This window comes from Kitasatospora sp. NPDC051702, assembly GCF_040681575.1.
Lineage (GTDB): Bacteria > Actinomycetota > Actinomycetes > Streptomycetales > Streptomycetaceae > Kitasatospora.
The window spans coordinates 110,176-127,868 of the sequence record NZ_JBFAZB010000014.1 but is presented as its reverse complement, the minus strand read 5'-3'; the positions used below and the strand labels follow the sequence as shown (position 1 = coordinate 127,868).

The following is a 17,693-nucleotide window of genomic DNA, read 5'->3' as shown; positions in this document are numbered from 1 at the left end:
ACCGTCGTGCACCATGAGCAATGACCACGACGGGACCTCCCGGCCGGACGACGCCCAGGTCGTCGTCGAGCTGTCCGGGGTCCACAAGGAGTTCGGCGACGCCAAGGCGCTCGACGGCGTCGACCTGCGGATCCGGGCGGGCGAGGCGGTGGCCGTGATGGGCCCCTCCGGGTGCGGCAAGTCCACCCTGCTGAACATGGTGGCCGGGGTGGACCGGCCCACCGCCGGCACGGTCCGGGTGCAGGGACAAGACCTCGGGCAGCTGAACGAGACCGGGCTGGCCCTGTTCCGCCGCCGGCACATCGGCATGATCTTCCAGTTCTTCAACCTCATCGACGACCTCCCCGCCCTCGACAACGTCGCCCTGGCCGCGCAGCTGACCGGGGCCCCCGCCCGCCAGGCGCGCCGCCGGGCCCTGGAACTGCTGGACGAACTCGGCGTCGCCCACCGGCGGGACGTCTACCCGGCCGCGCTCAGCGGAGGCGAGCGCCAGCGGGTCGCGGTGGCCCGGGCCCTGATGAACCGTCCGGCCCTGCTGCTCGCGGACGAGCCGACCGGCGCGCTCGACAGCCGCTCCGGCGAACAGGTGATGGACCTGCTGATCGACCTCAACCAGATCGGACAGACCCTGCTCATCGTCACCCACGACGCCGGTCTGGCCACCCGCTGCGCCAGCCGCCTGGTCGAGGTCGCGGACGGCCGGGTGGCGTGCGAGCGGATGCTGGAGGCCTCGTCGTGAACGGCGCCGTGTGGCGGGCGTCCCGCGCGGCGGTCAGGCGCCGCCGGCTGCAGACCGTGGTGATCGGCCTGGTCGTCTTCTGCTCCACCGCGACCCTCCTGCTGGCCCTGGCGGTGATCAGCGCCGCCCGGGCCCCCTTCGACGAGGCCTTCGGCGCCCAGCACGGAGCCCACCTCGTGGCGGCCTTCGACCCGGCCGCGGCCTCCGCCGAGCAGCTGGCCGCCACCGCCCACCGGCCGGGCGTCCAGGCCGCCGCCGGGCCGTTCGACCAGGCCGTGGTCGAGATCCCGACCGACTGGATCGGCCGCCCGCCCGGCCCGCTCACCCTGGTGGGCCGCCCCGACCCGGGCGGCCCGGTCGACCGGGTGGAGCTGCTCGCCGGCCGCTGGGCCACCGCGCCCGGCGAGGTGGTGATCCAGGAGCCGTTCGGCGGCGCCGCTGTGGCCTTCCTCGGCCGGCCGCTCACCACCGCCACCGGACTGCGGCTCACCGTCGTCGGCTTCGCCACCAGCATGAGCCAGACCGCCGGCGGCTGGGTGACCCCCGGACAGGCGGCGGCCCTGCACCCCACCGGCCGGCAGATGCTCTACCGCTTCACCGACGCGGGCACCCAGGAGCGGGTGACGGCCTCCCTCGGCACGGCCACCGCGGGCCTGCCGGAGAGCGCGGTGGTCAGCACGCAGTCGTACCTGACGCTCAAGCAGGCCTTCTCGGCGGGCGCCGACGCCTACCTTCCGCTGATGACGGTGTTCGGGGTGCTCGGCCTGGTGGTCGCCACCCTGATCGTCGGCAACGTGGTCAGCGGCGCCGTCGTCTCCGGCTACCGGCACATCGGCGTGCTGAAGTCGATCGGCTTCACCCCGCGGCAGGTGGTCACCGTCTACCTGACCATGGTCTCGGTGCCCGCGATCGCCGGGGCGGTCCTCGGCACCGCGGCCGGCTGGGCGGCGTCGCCCCCGCTCCTGCAGGCGGCCTTCAGCGGGATCGTGACCGGCACCGCCGTGATCGAGCCGGCCGGCTGGCTTCCCGCCGCCACCCTGCTCGGAGTCCCGCTGCTGGTCGCCGCGGCCGCACTGGTCCCGGCCTCACGGGCCCACCGGCTCTCCGCCGCGCAGGCGATCTCGGCCGGCAGCGCGCCGCGCACCGGGCGCGGGCTGAAGGTCCAGCGGTGGCTGGGCTCCACCCGGCTGCCGCGCGCCGTCAGCCTGGGCCTCGGCCAGCCCTTCGCCCGGCCGGCCCGCACCGCGCTGACCATGTCGGCGATCGTGCTCGGCGTGGTCACCGTGACGGTGACCACCGGGGTGAACGGCACCCTGTCGCGGTCCCTGGCCCCGCCCGACGGCCGGATCCACGTCAATGTGCAGACCGCCCACTTCACCGGCAGCACGACCGAGCCGCGGCTGGACCCGGCCCGGACCGAGGCGATGCTGCGTGCCGCCCCCGGCGCCGAACGGGTCGTCACCCGGGGGCTCGTCCAGCTGGGCCTGGTCGGCTACACCCGGCCCGTCTTCGCCGACTTCTACGGCGGCGACTCCATCGCCGATGCCCGCTGGCTCCGGACGGTCAAGGGGCACCCGGCGACCGGGCCGGCCGAGATCCAGGTCGGGCCGGCCTTCCTCGACCAGCGGGGGCTCCGACTCGGCGACCGGATCACCCTGGACCTGGAGGGGCGGCAGCTGACCGTCACCATCGTCGGGGAGCTGCTCGAGGGCAATCCGAACGCGATCACCTCCAACGACACCGTCCGGGCGGCGCTCACCGCGGACCCGCACGCGGTCGAGTACGACGTGCGGCTCGCCGACGGCGCCGACGCCGAGGCCTACCGGAGGGCCGTGACGGCGGCCGACCCGAGCCTCACGCCCTCCGTCGTCAGGGCCCACGAGGACGGGGCGACCGTCGCGATCCGGACGTTCACCACAGTCTTCACCGTCCTGCTGTCGGTGGTCGCCGCGCTCGGCGTCTTCAACACGCTGCTGCTGACCGTCCGTGAGCGCCGCCGCGATCTCGGCATGCTGAAGTCGATCGGGATGACGCCCCGGCAGGTCGTCGCCATGACGGTCACCTCGGTGGCCTGGCAGGGTGCGCTCAGCGGGGTCATCGGCATCCCGGTGGGGGTGGCGGCGCACCGGCTGATCGTCGAGAACGTGCGGATCATCGACTTCACGGAGGGGATGATCGACGTGTGGAGCACTCCGCTGCTCGCCGGTCTCGCCCTCGCGGGCGTCGCGATCGCCGTCCTCGGCGCGCTCGTCCCGGCCCGCGCGGCGGCCCGTCTGCCGATCGCCGAGGTGCTGCACAACGAGTGACGGATCGGGGCACCGCGGCCCGGGTCAGCGGTCCTGGTGCCGGATCTGCAGGCCCGGGCGGCGGCGGTGCACCGTGAGGTAGGAGACGCCCCGGTCGCCCGCGGTGAGGCTGCGGGTGGAGCCGTGCGGCAGCCAGAACAGGCCGCCCTCGGTGAGCGGCTGCCGCTCCGGGCCCACGTGCAGGGTGGCGTCACCGGCGACGACCAGGACGAGGACGTCGAGGTCCGGTTCGGTGTGGGTGTCGATGCGGCCGCCCGGCGGGACGTGGACGAGGTTGGCGTCCAGCTGCCGACCGGGCTCGGCCAGCCGCCACAGCGCCCCCGCCGGTGCCGGATCGAGCGCCGCGAGCGCCCTGGTGTCGCAGAGCAGCTTGGGGACGGGGGCGCCGCCCGCGGCGGGGGGCTCGGTGCCTGCTCCGGTCATCTGAGGTCACCCGTCGACGTGTGGACTGGACTGGGAACGATTGTCCCCCGGCCGGCCCCCGGCGCCGGGACCGGGCACGCGGCCCGGTCCGGCGTCACAGCGGGATGGTCATGCCCTCCTCGGCCGCGGTCACCTCGCCCGGGAAGGCTTCACGCGCCTCGGCGATCGACCGTGCCCGGTCGGCCCCGGGCCAGAAGTGGGTGAGCAGCAGGCGGTCGACGCCGCACCGCCCGGCCCAGGACCCGGCGTCCGCGGCGCTCATCAGGTACGGGTCCGCGGCCGGCCCGCCCTGCAGGGTCGCGCCGGCGACGAACAGGTCCGCTCCGGCCGCCAGCCGCTCCAGCGCCGGGCCCGGTCCGGCGTCGCCGCTGTAGGCGAGGGTCAGGCCCGGAGCCGTCAGCCGGACGCCCGCGTGCGGGACGTGGTGCGGCAGCGGCTCGGCGTCCAGCCGCAGCGGCCCCACCCGGTGGGCGGCCGGAAGGGGGTGCACGTCGAACACCTCGTGCAGGTCCTCGGTCGGCTCCATCGCCTGGACGCGTGCCACGACCCCGGGCGGGCAGTACAGCGGCACCCGTGGACCGCGCTGCGGCGCGAAGTAGCGGGCCCGGCACAGCGCGCTGAGATCGGCGCAGTGGTCGGGGTGCTCGTGGGTGACGACGACGGCGTCCACCCGGCCGTCGGGGCAGCACTCCAGCAGCCGGGGGAAGGTCGCGTAGCCGAGGTCGAGGACCAGCCGGAACCCGTCGTACTCCAGCAGGAGGCCGCTGGCGGCCCGGCCGGCCTCGGGCCACGCCCCGCACGTCCCCAGGACAGTCAGTGCTCGCACCGGCCGATGCTCTCACGTCCGGGCGGGGCGGTGGGCCCGGTTTCCGGTTCACGGCCGCAGCAGGGTCACCTCGCGGGCGTGCGCGGACTGGACGTCCGGGGCCCAGTCGCCGGTGCAGTAGACGGAGAGCTCGTCGATCCGGCCGTCGCGGACGTCGGCGCGCATCATCTCCCGGCAGTACCAGTGGCCCTGGTCGTCCGTCCAGCGCTCCTCGAACTCCACCACCAGCCCGGTCCCGGTCGCGTCGACGCGGTGGCGCGGGACGCGGCCGAGGGCGGGGTGGCTGCGCCGGCGCAGGGCGACCAGCGCGTCCGGGCCGGAGGCCTGCAGCCGCCACTGCGGCAGGCTGAGGTCGACGAGGACGTCGTCGGTGAAGAGGCCGTCGGGCGCGGTGTTGGTCTCCAGGAACCGGACGAAGAGGCCGGCCAGTTCCTCGGCGCGGGCCTGGTCGGTGGTCATGCCGCCGCCTCCTCCAGGTTGCGGCCGATGACGGCCATCGTGCGGCCGAGCTCGGCGGTGGGGCTGAACTCGACGGTCTCGGTGCCGGCGAACAGCAGCGGGAGGTGGCCGGGGGCGCCGTAGTAGCTGTCCCCGGCGCGGAAGACCTCGTCGTGGTCCGCGTAGCGGAACACGATCCGGCCGGTGAGCACCTGGCCCCAGTGCGGGCACTGGCAGCGGTCGTCGGGCAGGCCACGGAAGAGCGGCGCCGGGTCCAGGTCCTGCTTCACGGTCTCGTAGCCGACGGTGTACGGGCCGATCTCGGCGTAGCGGCCCTCGATGACCGGCTCGTCGACCCGGAGCTCGGCCTCGGTCTTGCTGGTGCGCGGCATGGTGTCCTGCCTCGGTCTCACGGCCGTACATCCGTCGTACGGCGCCTTCGACCGACAGGCGTGAGATCGGACGGCACGGTGTGCGCCACGGCGGCACGGCGGTGGTGCACGCCGGTGTTCCGGCACGCTCCGGCCGGTGCGCGGTCACAGCCGCCAGTCGGGCGGGTCCTCCGGGGCGTAGACGCAGAGCGTGCCGGTGCGCACGGCGGTGTCCAGGTGCCGGCCCAGTTCGGGGTGGTCGGCGGCGATCCGGCGGACGGCGGCACGGATCCGGGCGGTGACGGCGGTGCGGGCGCGCTCGGCGGGCGAGCCGGTCCGGCGGACCCGGCCGCCGAGCCCGTAGGCGGCCGAGAGCTGGGCGACCAGCGCGTCGCGCTCGACGGCGATCCGCTCGGAGCGGTCCGGGTCGGCCGCGGCGTCGGCCTCCTCGGCCTCGGCCGCCAGCTCCTGCAGGCGGCGCCGGTAGGCGGAGCGGGCGGTGGCGTCGAGGAGTTCGCCCGTGTCGCCCTCGGGGTGCAGGCCCTCGGCCGGCCCGGGGGCGGCGGCGGGAGGGGCGGCCAGTTCCACGGCGGGCACGGGCGTACCGGGCCGGGCGAGCAGGACGGCGAGGTCGTGCAGGCCCTTGCTGTCGGGCAGGCGGGTGTCACGGCCGGCGTAGGCCAGGTGCCAGAGCGGGCCCTCGCGCCGGAAGACCGCGCCGTCCCGGCCGGCCGGGGGCGGGAGCGCGGCGGGCCCGCGCCCGGTCTCCTCGGCGATCCGCTCCGCCAGTGCCACCGCGCCCGCCGCCCCGGCCGCCCGCAGCGCCCGTTCCCGGTGCGAGCGGGCCCGGGCGGCGTCGCCGCCGGCCGCCGCGAGCAGCGCCAGGTGGCGGTGGACGGGACCGCGGACGGCCGCGCCGATGCCCTCCACCGCGAACAGCTCGGCGTACGGGGCGAGCAGCCGGTACAGGGTGTCCGCCGCCGGGTGCCCGCCGATGAGGCCGACGGTCTCGGCGGCCTGGCCCAGCATCGGCAGCCACTCGCTGTCCCGGGGCGCCCCGCCGATCCGGGGGGCGACCGCCGTCAGCCGGCGCCCGGCCTCCTCCGGGTCGCCGAGCTGGGCGGCGATCAGGGCGAGGGTGACGCGGGGCCAGACGCCGGAGTGCTGCTCCAGCACGGTGGCGTCCGCGCGGCTGCCACGCAGTGCGTCGAGGTCGCCGCCCTGGGCGGCCAGGCACCAGCGCTGGGTGGCGGCGAGCAGCGCGGCGTTGCCGCTGCCGGCCCGTCGCCCCAGCTCCGCCACCTCCTCGACGGCGGCGGCGCAGTCCGCGTACCGGCCCTCCATCAGGGCCCGGGCGCCGCGCCACAGCGGCACGTACCAGGCGTACAGCGGGCGGTGCAGCGGGCGCACGACGGAGTCGAACCGGTCGGCCTCGGTGTCGGCCGCGGCGAAGTCGCCGGTCTCCATCAGGGCGACCAGCCGCAGCCGGCGGCCGAGGAGTTCCAGCACCGGGTCGTGGCGGGCCCGGGCGGCGGCGACGATCCCGGCGGACCAGTCGATCCGGTCCCGGCAGCGGTCGGGCCCGGGCGCGGCGTCGCAGCGGGCGGCGAGCGCGGGCCCGAGGACGGCGGGGTCGTCGAGCCGGCGGGCGGTGCGGACGGCCTCCTCGGCGAGGGCGAGCCGGTGCTGCTCCGGTTCGACCAGGGCGGTGGCGAGGGAGAGCCGGGCGGTGACGCAGGCGCGCAGGCCTTCCTGGTCGGGACGGGCCGCGAGGGCGGTGCGGGCCTCGGCGAGCAGCTCCTGCTGCTCCTGGTCGGCGAGGTCGACCTCGAAGCCGACCGGGCCGGTGCCGAGCCCGAGGGCCGCCCGGGCCAGCAGGTCGGGGCGGCCGGCCGGGCCGGCGAGCGCGGCGGCCCGCAGCAGTGCGGCGCGGGCGGCCGCCGGCTCCCCGCTGCCCAGTTCGGCCCCGCCGAGCCCGAGCAGCACCTCGACGAGCTCCGCGCCGTCCGCGGCCCCGGCGGCGGCCCGGTACCAGCGGGCCGCCTCCTCGTAGGCGCCCAGGGCCTCGGCCTGCTCGGCGGCCGACCGCGCGTACCGGGCCGCCTCGGCCGCGTGTCCGGGGCCGGCCAGCCGCAGGTGGTGCGCGGCCTCGGCCGGCCCGGTGTCCCTGCCCCGCCGGCAGTGCCCGGCGAGGACGGCGCCCACCGCGGCGTGCAGGGTGGTGCGCTCGCCGGGGCTCAGCGTGCCGTACACGGCCTCGCGCAGCAGGTCGTGCCGGAAGGTGCCGCCGTCGGCCGTGAGCTCGGCCAGCAGACCGGCCCCGGCGGCCTCGTCGAGGGCGGCCCGCACCGCCGCGAGCGGCACCGCGGCGGCCTCGGCCAGCACGTCCAGCCGGAACGGGCTGCCGAGCACGGAGGCGAGCCGGAGCAGCCGGGCGGCGGGCGGCGACAGCTCGGCGATCCGGGCCTCGACGGCGATCCGCACGCCGACCACGGGCGGCCCGGGGGCGGACCGGTCGTCCGGGCCCCCGGCGGCTCCGGGGCCACGGGCGCGCACGAGCTCCGTGACGAAGAAGGCCTCACCACCGGTGCGCCGGACGAGCTCCCGCAGCGCCCCGGGGGCGGGTGGGCGGCCCGTGGCGGCCTCGACCAGGCCGGCCACGTCCGCCTCGCGCAGCGGCCCCAGCGCCAGGCTGCGTCCGCGGCGCAGCAGCTGGGCGCGCGCCCAGCCGCGGTCCTGCCAGGCCGGGTCGTCGTCACGGGCGGTGGTGAGCAGCAGGAGCGGGGCGGTGCGCGCCGCGTCGGCCACGTCCAGCAGCAGGCGCAGCGAGGAGGCGTCGGCCGCGTGCACGTCGTCGAGGACCAGCAGCAGTGGCCGGCTCCGGGCGGCCGTCGCCAGCAGCCGGGCGAGGTCCCCGGCGAGCCGCAGCCGGGCCGCCTCCGGATCGGTGGCGGGCGGGGCCCCCGCCGGGTCCTCCGGTGCGGCGCCGGCCTGCAGGGCCCGCAGGGGTGGCGAGGCGGCCGTGAGGCGCCCGCACCCCACGTCGTCGGCGGCCAGCTCGCCCACCACCCGCGACCAGGGCCGGAAGGCGCGACCGGCGGTGTCGGGCGGGCACCACGTCCAGAGCACCCGGAAGCCCTCGGCGTGCCCGGTGGCCTCCTCGGCGGTCCGGGTCTTCCCGGCGCCGGCCGCCCCGGTCAGGACGACCAGCCCGCCGCGGCCGGCCGCGGCCCGCGTCAGCGCGTCGCGGAGCTCCCCCAGCACGTCCTCGCGCCCCACGAACGGGTAACTCGCGGCCACGGCACCACCCGTCTGCTCGGTCCTCCGCTTCGAGGGTAGCCACCGCTCCGCCGGGCCGGCCGGTGAGTCGGGCGTCCGGCCGGGTGAACGGACGGCGCGGCGGGGCGGGTGGGTCCGGGGGGCGCCGGTGGCGGGGTGATGATCGCCGGGTTCCCGGACGCCCACACCGCCGGAGGCCGGCATGCGGATCCTGCTCCTCGCCAGCGCGTTCAACAGCCTCAGCCAGCGGGTTCACGCCGAGCTGCGCGACCTGCGGCACACCGTGGAGGTCCGGCTGGCCGGGGACGACGCCGCGCTGCGGGAGGACGTGCGCCGTCTGGAGCCGGACTGCGTGCTGGCGCCGATGCTGCGCAGCGCGATCCCCCGGGACGTCTGGTCGGCGGTGCCCTGCCTGGTGGTCCATCCCGGTCCGCCGGGCGACCGCGGCCCCTCCTCGCTCGACCGGGCCGTCCAGGAGGGCGTCACCGAGTGGGGCGTGACGGTGTTGCAGGCGGAGGAGGAGATGGACGCCGGGCCGGTCTGGGCCTGGGCCCCGTGCCGCCTCGTGCCCGGTCTCGGCAAGGGCGACCTCTACCGCAACGAGGTCTCCGACGCGGCCGTGCGCGCGGTCCTGCTCGCCGTCGAGCGCCTCGCCTCCGGCGACTACGCGCCGCGTCCGCAGCACGGCCCGGACTGGCGGGTGGCGGTGCGCACCCGCCCGTTCCTGCGCCAGGAGGAGCGGCGGATCGACTGGGCCGGCCACTCCACCGAGGAGGTGCTGCGCCGCCTGCACGCGGCCGACTCCCAGCCCGGTGTGCTGGACGCGTTCTGCGGCGGCGAGTGGTACCTGCACGGCGGGCACTCCGAGCCGGGCCTGCGCGGCCGCCCGGGTGACGTGCTGGCCACCCGGGACGGCGCGGTCTGCCGGGCGACCTCGGACGGCGCGGTGTGGATCCCCGAGCTGCGCCGGCGCCGCGCCCCCGGCGGCCCGGAGACCTTCCGGCTGCCGGCGGTCACGGCGCTGGGCCCGTTGCTGCCCCGGGTGCCGGAGTTCTCGGCGGCGCTGATGCCGGCGGAGGACGGGCGCCCGGAGTGGGCGGACGTCCGCTACCGCGAGGAGGGCCCGGTCGGCTTCCTGCAGTTCTCCTTCCCGGGCGGCGCGATGTCCACGGAGCAGTGCCGGCGGCTGCTGTCGGCCTACCGCTTCGCGCTGGGCCGGCCGACCTCGGTCGTGGTTCTCGGCGGCGGGCGGGACTTCTTCTCCAACGGCATCCACCTGAACGTGATCGAGGCAGCGCCGGATCCGGCGGGCGAGTCCTGGGCGAACATCACGGCGATGGACGACCTCGTCGCCGAGGTGCTCACCACCACCGACCGGCTGGTGGTCGCGGCGCTGGGCGGGAACGCGGCGGCCGGCGGGGTGATGCTGGCGCTCGCCGCGGACGAGGTCTGGTGCCGCCGGGGCGCGGTGCTCAACCCGCACTACCGGCTGATGGGCCTGTACGGCTCGGAGTACTGGACGTACTCGCTGCCGCGCCGGGTCGGGGCGGCCGAGGCGGAGCGGCTCACGGCGCAGGCGCTGCCGGTGTCGTCGGCGACGGCGCAGCGGATCGGCCTGGTCGACCGGGTGCTGCCCTGCGGGCCGCAGGAGTTCGGGCCGGCCGCGGCCCGGCTGGCGGGGCTGCTCGCGGCCTCGCCGACCGCCCAGCAGCGGATCGCCGCCAAGAAGGCCGCCCGCGAGCGCGACGAGCTGGCCAGGCCGCTCGCCGCGTACCGGGAGGAGGAGCTGGCGGTGATGCGGCAGCAGTTCTTCTCCCCCGAAGAGCCGTACCACGCGCTGCGGTCCGCGTTCGTCCGCAAGCGGCCCGCGACGGCCCGGTCCGCGGCGCCACGGTGACCCGAACGGCCCCGGCCGGCTTGCGCCCGCGGGGCGCCCCTCCCGGCCGTGCGGACCGGCGGGCGCCGCGAACCGTTGCTATGACTGGCTTCGAGCCATTTCCTCCGGCTCCCATCCCCGAGGAGGCATCCTCATGGGTGCTGCAAGTACCGACACCGACGTGGTGCACATTCTCTGGATCAACGCCGGTCTCAGCTGTGACGGCGACTCCGTCTCGCTGACCGCCGCGATGCAGCCGAGCATCGAGGAGATCGTCACCGGCGCGCTCCCCGGCCTGCCCAGGATCGCGGTGCACTGGCCGCTGATCGACTTCGAGTGCGGCCCCGTCCAGGGCGCCGACAACTTCGTCGAGTGGTTCTTCAAGGCCGACCGCGGCGAGCTGGACCCGTTCGTCCTGGTCGTCGAGGGGTCGATCCCCAACGAGAAGATCAAGAAGGAGGGATACTGGTGCGGGTTCGGCGACGACCCCGCGACCGGCCAGCCCATCACCACCAGTGAGTGGCTGGACCGCCTCGCCCCCAAGGCGACCGGCGTGGTGGCGATCGGCACCTGCGCCACGTACGGCGGCATCCACGCGATGGCCGGCAACCCGACCGGCGCCATGGGCGTGCCGGACTACCTCGGCTGGGACTGGAAGTCCAAGGCCGGTCTGCCGATCGTCTGCGTGCCGGGCTGTCCGATCCAGCCCGACAACTTCTCCGAGACGCTCACCTACCTGCTGTACCAGCTGGCCGGCTCCGCGCCGATGATCCCGCTGGACGACAAGCTGCGGCCGACCTGGCTGTTCGGCGCCACCGTCCACGAGGGCTGCGACCGCGGCGGCTACTACGAGCAGGGCCAGTTCGCCACCGACTACGGCACGCCCGAGTGCCTGGTGCGGCTCGGCTGCTGGGGCCCGGTCGTCAAGTGCAACGTCGCCAAGCGCGGCTGGATCAACGGCGTGGGCGGCTGCCCCAACGTGGGCGGCATCTGCATCGCCTGCACGATGCCGGGCTTCCCGGACAAGTTCATGCCGTTCATGGACCCGCCGCCCGGTTCGCGGGTCTCCACCGGCGCCAGCTCCGCCTACGGGGCCGTCATCCGCCGGCTGCGCGAGATCACCCAGAAGACCGTCGACAAGGAGCCGAAGTGGCGGCACCGGGGCAATCGGCTGACCACCGGTTACCGACCGCCCTGGTGACGCCCGGGGGCCGCACGCCCGCGGGCGTGCGGCCCGTCGCCGCCGACCACCTCCCCCGCTCGCAGAGAAGGGCACCACACACACGATGGCACCGACGACCAAGGCGGCCGGCGACGGCAGCGGCCTGACCGAGATGTCCTGGGACCCGATCACCCGGATCGTGGGCAGCCTGGGCATCCACACCAAGATCGACTTCAAGCAGAAGCGGGTCGCGGAGTGCTACAGCACCTCCTCCGTCTTCCGCGGCTACAGCGTCTTCATGCGCGGCAAGGACCCGCGCGACGCGCACTTCATCACCAGCCGGATCTGCGGGATCTGCGGCGACAACCACGCCACCTGCTCGGTCTACGCCCAGAACATGGCGTACGGCGTGAAGCCCCCGCACCTCGGCGAGTGGATCATCAACCTCGGCGAGGCCGCCGAGTACATGTTCGACCACAACATCTTCCAGGAGAACCTGGTCGGGGTCGACTACTGCGAGAAGATGGTCCGCGAGACCAACCCCGGCGTCCTGGAGCTCGCCGAACGCACCGAGGCGCCGCACGCCGGCGACCACGGGTACAAGACCATCGCCGACATCATGCGCTCGCTCAACCCGATCGAGGGCGAGTTCTACCGCGAGGCGCTGCAGGTCAGCCGGTACACCCGGGAGATGTTCTGCCTGATGGAGGGCCGCCACGTGCACCCCTCCACGCTCTACCCGGGCGGCGTCGGCACGGTGGCGACGGTGCAGCTGTTCACCGACTACCTCACCCGGCTGATGCGCTACGTGGAGTTCATGAAGAAGGTCGTGCCGCTGCACGACGACCTCTTCGACTTCTTCTACCAGGCGCTGCCCGGCTACGAGGAGGTCGGCCGGCGGCGGGTCCTGCTCGGCTGCTGGGGCAGCCTCAACGACCCGGACCACTGCGACTTCACGTACCGGAACATGACGGACTGGGGGCGCCGGATGTTCGTCACCCCCGGCGTGGTCGTCGACGGCAAGCTCGTCACCAACGACCTGACCCAGATCAACCTCGGCATCCGGATCCTGCTCGGCAGCTCCTACTACGAGGACTGGCAGGGCAAGGAGCTCTTCGTCACCCACGACCCGCTGGGCAACCCGGTCGACCCCCGGCACCCGTGGAACCAGCACACCATCCCCCAGCCGCAGAAGCGGAACTTCGACGACAAGTACAGCTGGGTGATGTCCCCCCGCTGGTTCGACGGCACCGACTACCTCGCCCTGGACACCGGCGGCGGCCCGATCGCCCGGCTGTGGTCCACCGCGCTCTCCGGCCTGGTCGACATCGGCTACGTCAAGGCCACCGGGCACAGCGTGGTGATCAACCTCCCCCGCTCCATGACCAAGCCGGAGACCACCTTCGAGTGGAAGATCCCGCAGTGGAGCAACGCCATCGAGCGCAACCGCGCCCGCACCTACTTCCAGGCCTACGCGGCCGCCGCCGCCCTGCACTTCACCGAGAAGGCGCTGGCCGAGGTCCGGGCCGGACGCAGCCAGACCTGGGAGCGCTTCGAGGTGCCGGACGAGTCGATCGGCTGCGGCTTCACCGAGGCCGTGCGCGGCGTGCTCTCGCACCACATGGTGATCCGCGACGGCAAGATCGCCAACTACCACCCCTACCCGCCGACCCCGTGGAACGCCAGCGTCCGCGACAGCTTCGGCACCCCCGGCCCGTACGAGGACGCGGTGCAGAACACCCCGATCTTCGAGGAGAACAGCCCGGAGAACTTCAAGGGCATCGACATCATGCGCGCCGTGCGCAGCTTCGACCCCTGTCTGCCCTGCGGCGTGCACATGTACGTCGGCAACGGGCGCACCCTGCAGACCATGCACGTGCCCAGCGGCCTGAGCGGGCTGACCGCGTGACGGCCGAGCAGACCGGGCTGCGGATCCAGGAGGCCCTGGACGCACTGGCCGGCAGCGGCGCCGAACAGGCGGGCGAGCAGCTGGTCCGCGAGCTGATGGAGTTCTACGGCGAGGGCCTGGCCCGGCTCGTCCCCGAACTGCCCCCGCCCGCCCTGTCCCGGCTGCTGGACGACCCGGCGGTGGCCGGGCTGCTGATCCTGCACGAGCTGCACCCCGAGGACGTGGACACCCGGATCCGCCGGGCGCTCGACTCCCTGCCCGAACCCCTCGAGGTGCTCGGGTTCGAGCCGGCCGCCGGCACGCTGCGGCTGCGCCGGACCGCCTCCGGCTGCGGTTGCGGCGAGGCGGAGGTGGAGGCCGCGCTCGCCTGCCACGCCCCCGAGGTGACGTCCCTGGAGCTGGAACGGGCCCCGCAGCTGCTGCAGATCGGCACGCGGCCGCCCCTGGCCGCGGAGGCCCGATGACCGGCCGTCCGCTGCCCCGGGCCGGCAGCGCCCTGCTGCGCCGGCTGCGCGAGCCGGCCCCGCCGCTGCCCGAGCGGTGCGGGTTCTGCGGCCAGGGCCTGCCACCCGGCCACCGCCACCTGGTGGACACCGAACAGCGCGCGCTGACCTGCGCCTGCACCGCCTGCGGCCTGCTGTTCCAGCAGCCGGGCGCCGCCGCCGGGCGCTACCTCGCGGTGCCGGACCGCCACCTCAGCGACCCGGACACCCGGCTGGACGAGCGGGCCTGGACGGCGCTGGGGATCCCGGTCGGCACCGCGTTCCTGTTCCGCAACACCGCGCTGGGCCGGCCGGTCGCCTGCTACCCCGGGCCGGCCGGCGCCACCGAGAGCGAACTGACCGAGGAGGCCTGGAGCGCCGCCCTCGGCAGCAGCCGGCTGGCGGCCGCCCTGGCACCGGACGTCGAGGCGCTGCTGCTGCACCGCGAGGCCGACCGGGTCAGCTGCCTCCTGGTGCCGATCGACGCCTGCTACGAGCTCGTCGGCCGGCTGCGCCGGTGCTGGCACGGCTTCGACGGCGGACCGGAGGCCCGCGCCGAACTCGACGCCTTCTTCGCGCGGCTGGCCGCCCGGGCCCGCCCGCTGCCCGCGGAGGTGACGGCGTGAGCGCCCTCGGTTTCGGCTGCACCGCGGTGCGCTCCGACCCGTACGCGGCCGTGCCGACCCTGGTGTTCCGGCTGCGGATCACCGCCGCCCCCGGCACCCGGGTGCACGCCCTCGCGCTGCGCTGCCAGCTGCGCATCGAACCCGGGCGCCGGCCGTACGGCGAGGCGGAGGGCGAGCGACTGGCCGACCTGTTCGGCGAGCGGGAGCGCTGGGCGACCACGCTCAACCCGATCCAGCTCGCCACCGTGCCGCTGATGGTCCCCGGCTTCACCGAGGAGACCGAGGTCGACCTGCCCGTCCCGTGCAGCTACGACCTGGAGGTCGCCTCCGCCCGCTACTTCCGGGCCCTGGACGGCGGCGAGGTGCCGCTGCTGCTGCTCTTCTCCGGCACCGCCTTCAGCGGCCCCGGCGGCTTCCAGGTCACCCCGGTGCCCTGGGACCGGGAGGCCTCCGTCCGGATGCCGGTGCGGGTCTGGCGCGAGGCCGTCGACCAGCACTTCCCCGGCTGCGGCTGGCTGCGGCTGCCGAACGACCTGATGGACGCCCTCCTCGCGTACCGCTCCCGACGGGCCCTGCCCTCCTGGGAGGCGACGGTGCGCGAGCTGCTCACCGCGGCCGGGGGGACGACCGTCGACGACATCGTGAAGGAGGGAGTCCGGTGAGCGCCTTCCCGAGCGGGATCGAGCAGGGCTTCGCGACCGCCCGGCAGATCGCCGACGCGGTGCTGCTCGAGGGCTACGTGCTCTACCCGTACCGCGCCTCGGCCGCCAAGAACCGACTGCGCTGGCAGTTCGGCGTGCTCGTCCCGCCCGAGTACGGCGCGCGCGGCGGCGAGCACTCCCACCAGCGCACCGAGTGCCTGCTGGAGCCGCGCGGCGACGACGACCGGCTGGCGGTCGAACTGCGCTTCCTGCGGGCCCAGCGCCGCACCGTCGAACAGACCGCCGCCATCGGCGGCTTCGAGCCGGTGGAACGCCTGGAACTGGCCGACCGGGTGCTCGTCCCGTGGGACGAGGGCGTCGAGGAGAAGGTCGAACTCCTCCTCAAAGTCAAGGAGTTGACCGGGCAGGGGGTGATGCGACCGTTCCGGCTGCCGGCCACCGCGGCACTGGAGCTGGTGCGCGAGAACGGCACCGCCGTCGGCCGGCTGGCCCGCCGCCGCGAACAGGTCGACGGCCTGCTCCGGGTGACCGCCGAGGAGCTGCCCGGGCCGTTCCGGGCGCTGCGGCTGACCGTCGTGGTGGAGAACACCTCCGACTGGACGCCGCCCCGCGGCGCCGACCGCGAGGAGGCGCTGCCCCGCTCGCTGGTCTCCGCGCACCTGCTGCTCGGGCTGGAGCACGGCAGCTTCCTGTCCGTCACCGACCCGCCCGAGTGGGCCCGCCCGGCCGTCGAGAAGTGCCGCAACGAGCACACCTGGCCGGTGCTGGCCGGGCCGGACGGCGGGCGCCGGGTGCTGCTCTCCTCGCCGATCATCCTCGAGGACCACCCGCAGATCGCCCCGGAGAGCCTCGGCACCCTCTACGACGCCACCGAGATCGACGAGATCCTGGCCCTGCGGACCGCGGCCCTCACCGACCAGGAGAAGCGCGAGGCGCGGGGTACCGACGAGCGGGCCGGCGCCGTGATCGACCTGGCGGAGTCCATGCCGCCCGAGGTGCTGGAGCGGCTGCACGGCGCCGTGCGCGGGCTGCGCGAGGTCACCGGCGGATCCGCCGCGGGCGAGCAGCCCTGGTGGGACCCGGGCAACGACCCGCACGTCGACCCCGAGCAGGACCGCGTCATGGTCGACGGCACGCCGGTCGGCGCCGGCAGCCGGGTGGTGCTGCGGCCCGGGCGGCGGCGCACCGACGCCCAGGACCTCTTCCTGCACGGGCGCAGCGCCGTCGTGGAGGCCGTGCTGCACGACGTCGACGGCTCGGTGCACCTGGCCGTCACGGTGGACGACGACCCGGGCGCGGACCTGTGGCGCGCGCAGGGGCGGTTCCGCTACTTCCAGCCCGACGAGGTCACCCCGCTGGACGGCCCCGCCCCGGTGGTGGAGCCGTGAGCGGCGCGACGGTGCTGGTCGCCGGCGTGGGCAACGTCTTCCTCGGCGACGACGGGTTCGGGGTGGAGGCCGTCCGCCGGCTCGCCGCCCACCCGGTGCCGCCGGGCGTCGAGGTGGTCGACGTCGGCGTGCGCGGGGTCGACCTGGCGTACCGGCTGCTGGACGGGTACCGCACCGCGGTGCTGGTCGACGCCACCTGCCGGGGCGGCCCGCCGGGCACCGTCTACCTCATCGAGGCGGCCGCCGAGCCGCTGGAGGTGCCGGTCCTGGACGGGCACCGGATGGGGCCGGACGCCGTGCTCGGCCTGCTGGCCACCCTCGCCGCCGGCACCGGTGGCGAACCGCCCGGGCGGGTGCTGGTGGTCGGCTGCGAGCCGGCGTCGCTCGAGGAGGGCATCGGGCTGAGCGCCCCCGTCACCGCCGCCGTCGAGGAGGCGGTCCACGTGATCCTGCGGGTCCTGGACGAGGCCACGCAACCGGAGAGGGAGACGACACCATGCTGAGAAGACTGTTCTGCGCGGGCCTGCTGGCCGGCATCGGCGTGCTGGTCTGGCAGAGCCTGCCCGACCTCAAGCGCTACCTGCGCATCTCGCGGATGTAGCACCCGCCGGCAGGTCCTGCCGGACGGGCTCCGGCGGGCGGGCGCCGGGCGCGGATTGCTGCGAACGGTGCAGCCCCGGGCGCGGTGGCGGCGCGGCTTCGGGCCGGGACCGCCACCGCGCCCTGTAATGGGGCCCGTCGTCGCAGCCCTGTCATGGGGCCCGTCGTCGTGCCGGGGCCGTCGCCCGTCGGCGCGCGCCGCCACCGGCCGTGGGAAGGGACCCATGCACGAGATGTCGATCGCCGCCGCCGTCGTCGAACAGGTGGACGCGGCCGCGCGCGACCACGGGGCGCCCGGCGTGGCGCGGGTGCGGCTGCAGGTCGGCGAACTGGCCGGCGTCGTCCCGCAGGCGCTCGACTTCTGCTTCGAACTGGCCTGCGCCGGAACGCTGGTGGCGGGCGCCGTGCTGCAGACCGAGTCCGTGGCGGCCCGCGCCCGCTGCACGCCCTGCGCGGTCGAGTGGCCCGTCGGCATGCCGCCGGACCTCGGCTGCCCGAGCTGCGCCGGCGGCAGCGTCGAGCTGCTGACCGGGCGCGAGCTGCAGATCCTCGACGTCGAGTGGGCCGAGCGCCCCGGCGTCCAGGCCGATCAGAAAGGCTGAGCCG

At 75.6% G+C, this 17,693-nt stretch carries 16 protein-coding genes; 11 read left to right on the top strand and 5 right to left on the bottom strand.

Annotated elements, in window-relative coordinates:
• Positions 1 to 13: 13 nt before the first annotated feature.
• Positions 14 to 739, top strand: coding sequence for an ABC transporter ATP-binding protein (locus tag AB0N04_RS15045; protein WP_360219926.1), 726 nt, complete (start codon positions 14 to 16; stop codon positions 737 to 739).
• A complete protein-coding gene (locus AB0N04_RS15040) occupies positions 736 to 3,045 on the top strand; it encodes an FtsX-like permease family protein (protein WP_360219929.1) in 2,310 nt (769 codons plus the stop codon). Before AB0N04_RS15045 ends, AB0N04_RS15040 begins: the two co-directional genes overlap by 4 nt.
• Positions 3,046 to 3,069: 24 nt before the next feature.
• Here the strand turns inward: AB0N04_RS15040 and AB0N04_RS15035 are convergent, their stop codons facing one another.
• From AB0N04_RS15035 to AB0N04_RS15015, 5 genes are all read right to left on the bottom strand, one after another.
• Positions 3,070 to 3,468: a hypothetical protein gene (locus AB0N04_RS15035; RefSeq protein ID WP_360219932.1), complete on the bottom strand. Its 399-nt coding sequence runs from the start codon at positions 3,466 to 3,468 to the stop codon at positions 3,070 to 3,072.
• 94 nt (positions 3,469 to 3,562) lie between these two features.
• Positions 3,563 to 4,294: an MBL fold metallo-hydrolase gene (locus AB0N04_RS15030; RefSeq protein WP_360219935.1), complete on the bottom strand. Its 732-nt coding sequence runs from the start codon at positions 4,292 to 4,294 to the stop codon at positions 3,563 to 3,565.
• A 48-nt stretch (positions 4,295 to 4,342) separates the two neighbouring features.
• Positions 4,343 to 4,753, bottom strand: a complete 411-nt coding sequence (locus AB0N04_RS15025; RefSeq protein ID WP_360219937.1) for a hypothetical protein — start codon at positions 4,751 to 4,753, stop codon at positions 4,343 to 4,345.
• Positions 4,750 to 5,145: a hypothetical protein gene (locus AB0N04_RS15020; RefSeq protein ID WP_360219939.1), complete on the bottom strand. Its 396-nt coding sequence runs from the start codon at positions 5,143 to 5,145 to the stop codon at positions 4,750 to 4,752. The genes AB0N04_RS15025 and AB0N04_RS15020 overlap by 4 nt, the downstream gene beginning before the upstream one ends.
• A gap of 123 nt (positions 5,146 to 5,268) precedes the next feature.
• Entirely contained in the window at positions 5,269 to 8,403 is a 3,135-nt protein-coding gene (locus AB0N04_RS15015) for an AAA family ATPase (protein WP_360219941.1), read from the bottom strand.
• A gap of 181 nt (positions 8,404 to 8,584) precedes the next feature.
• On the opposite strand from AB0N04_RS15015, the gene AB0N04_RS15010 reads away from it, so the two are divergent.
• The 9 genes from AB0N04_RS15010 (at position 8,585) to hypA (ending at position 17,689) form a co-directional block, all read left to right on the top strand.
• Positions 8,585 to 10,279 carry a hydrogenase maturation protein gene (locus tag AB0N04_RS15010; protein WP_360219944.1) on the top strand — a complete coding sequence of 565 codons (1,695 nt, stop codon included), beginning with the start codon at positions 8,585 to 8,587 and terminating at the stop codon, positions 10,277 to 10,279.
• A 133-nt stretch (positions 10,280 to 10,412) separates the two neighbouring features.
• Entirely contained in the window at positions 10,413 to 11,459 is a 1,047-nt protein-coding gene (locus AB0N04_RS15005; RefSeq protein ID WP_360219947.1) for a hydrogenase expression protein HypE, read from the top strand.
• Between the two features lie 85 nt (positions 11,460 to 11,544).
• Positions 11,545 to 13,329, top strand: a complete 1,785-nt coding sequence (locus tag AB0N04_RS15000; RefSeq protein ID WP_360219950.1) for a nickel-dependent hydrogenase large subunit — start codon at positions 11,545 to 11,547, stop codon at positions 13,327 to 13,329.
• Positions 13,326 to 13,793, top strand: a complete 468-nt coding sequence (locus AB0N04_RS14995; protein WP_360219953.1) for a thioredoxin — start codon at positions 13,326 to 13,328, stop codon at positions 13,791 to 13,793. The genes AB0N04_RS15000 and AB0N04_RS14995 overlap by 4 nt, the downstream gene beginning before the upstream one ends.
• Positions 13,790 to 14,437, top strand: coding sequence for a DUF5947 family protein (locus tag AB0N04_RS14990; protein WP_360219956.1), 648 nt, complete (start codon positions 13,790 to 13,792; stop codon positions 14,435 to 14,437). Before AB0N04_RS14995 ends, AB0N04_RS14990 begins: the two co-directional genes overlap by 4 nt.
• A complete protein-coding gene (locus AB0N04_RS14985) occupies positions 14,434 to 15,099 on the top strand; it encodes a DUF6084 family protein (RefSeq protein WP_360219959.1) in 666 nt (221 codons plus the stop codon). The genes AB0N04_RS14990 and AB0N04_RS14985 overlap by 4 nt, the downstream gene beginning before the upstream one ends.
• The gene (locus AB0N04_RS14980) at positions 15,096 to 16,487 is read left to right on the top strand and encodes a hypothetical protein (protein ID WP_360219962.1); all 1,392 of its coding nucleotides are present in this window, start codon (positions 15,096 to 15,098) and stop codon (positions 16,485 to 16,487) included. Before AB0N04_RS14985 ends, AB0N04_RS14980 begins: the two co-directional genes overlap by 4 nt.
• On the top strand, positions 16,484 to 16,990 hold the full coding sequence (locus tag AB0N04_RS14975) for a hydrogenase maturation protease (RefSeq protein WP_360219965.1): 507 nt from the start codon (positions 16,484 to 16,486) through the stop codon (positions 16,988 to 16,990). Before AB0N04_RS14980 ends, AB0N04_RS14975 begins: the two co-directional genes overlap by 4 nt.
• 321 nt (positions 16,991 to 17,311) lie before the next feature.
• Complete coding sequence (gene hypA, locus AB0N04_RS14970) at positions 17,312 to 17,689, top strand: hydrogenase maturation nickel metallochaperone HypA (protein WP_360219968.1); 378 nt, start codon at positions 17,312 to 17,314, stop codon at positions 17,687 to 17,689.
• Positions 17,690 to 17,693 lie beyond the last annotated feature (4 nt).

Coding starts and splice junctions, on each gene's coding strand:
- hypA (WP_360219968.1), top strand. CDS start 17,312: ATGCACGAGATGTCGATCGCCGCCGCCGTCGTCGAACAGGTGGACGCG.
- AB0N04_RS15010 (WP_360219944.1), top strand. CDS start 8,585: ATGCGGATCCTGCTCCTCGCCAGCGCGTTCAACAGCCTCAGCCAGCGG.
- AB0N04_RS15005 (WP_360219947.1), top strand. CDS start 10,413: ATGGGTGCTGCAAGTACCGACACCGACGTGGTGCACATTCTCTGGATC.
- AB0N04_RS15045 (WP_360219926.1), top strand. CDS start 14: ATGAGCAATGACCACGACGGGACCTCCCGGCCGGACGACGCCCAGGTC.
- AB0N04_RS15025 (WP_360219937.1), bottom strand. CDS start 4,753: ATGACCACCGACCAGGCCCGCGCCGAGGAACTGGCCGGCCTCTTCGTC.
- AB0N04_RS14990 (WP_360219956.1), top strand. CDS start 13,790: ATGACCGGCCGTCCGCTGCCCCGGGCCGGCAGCGCCCTGCTGCGCCGG.
- AB0N04_RS15000 (WP_360219950.1), top strand. CDS start 11,545: ATGGCACCGACGACCAAGGCGGCCGGCGACGGCAGCGGCCTGACCGAG.
- AB0N04_RS15035 (WP_360219932.1), bottom strand. CDS start 3,468: ATGACCGGAGCAGGCACCGAGCCCCCCGCCGCGGGCGGCGCCCCCGTC.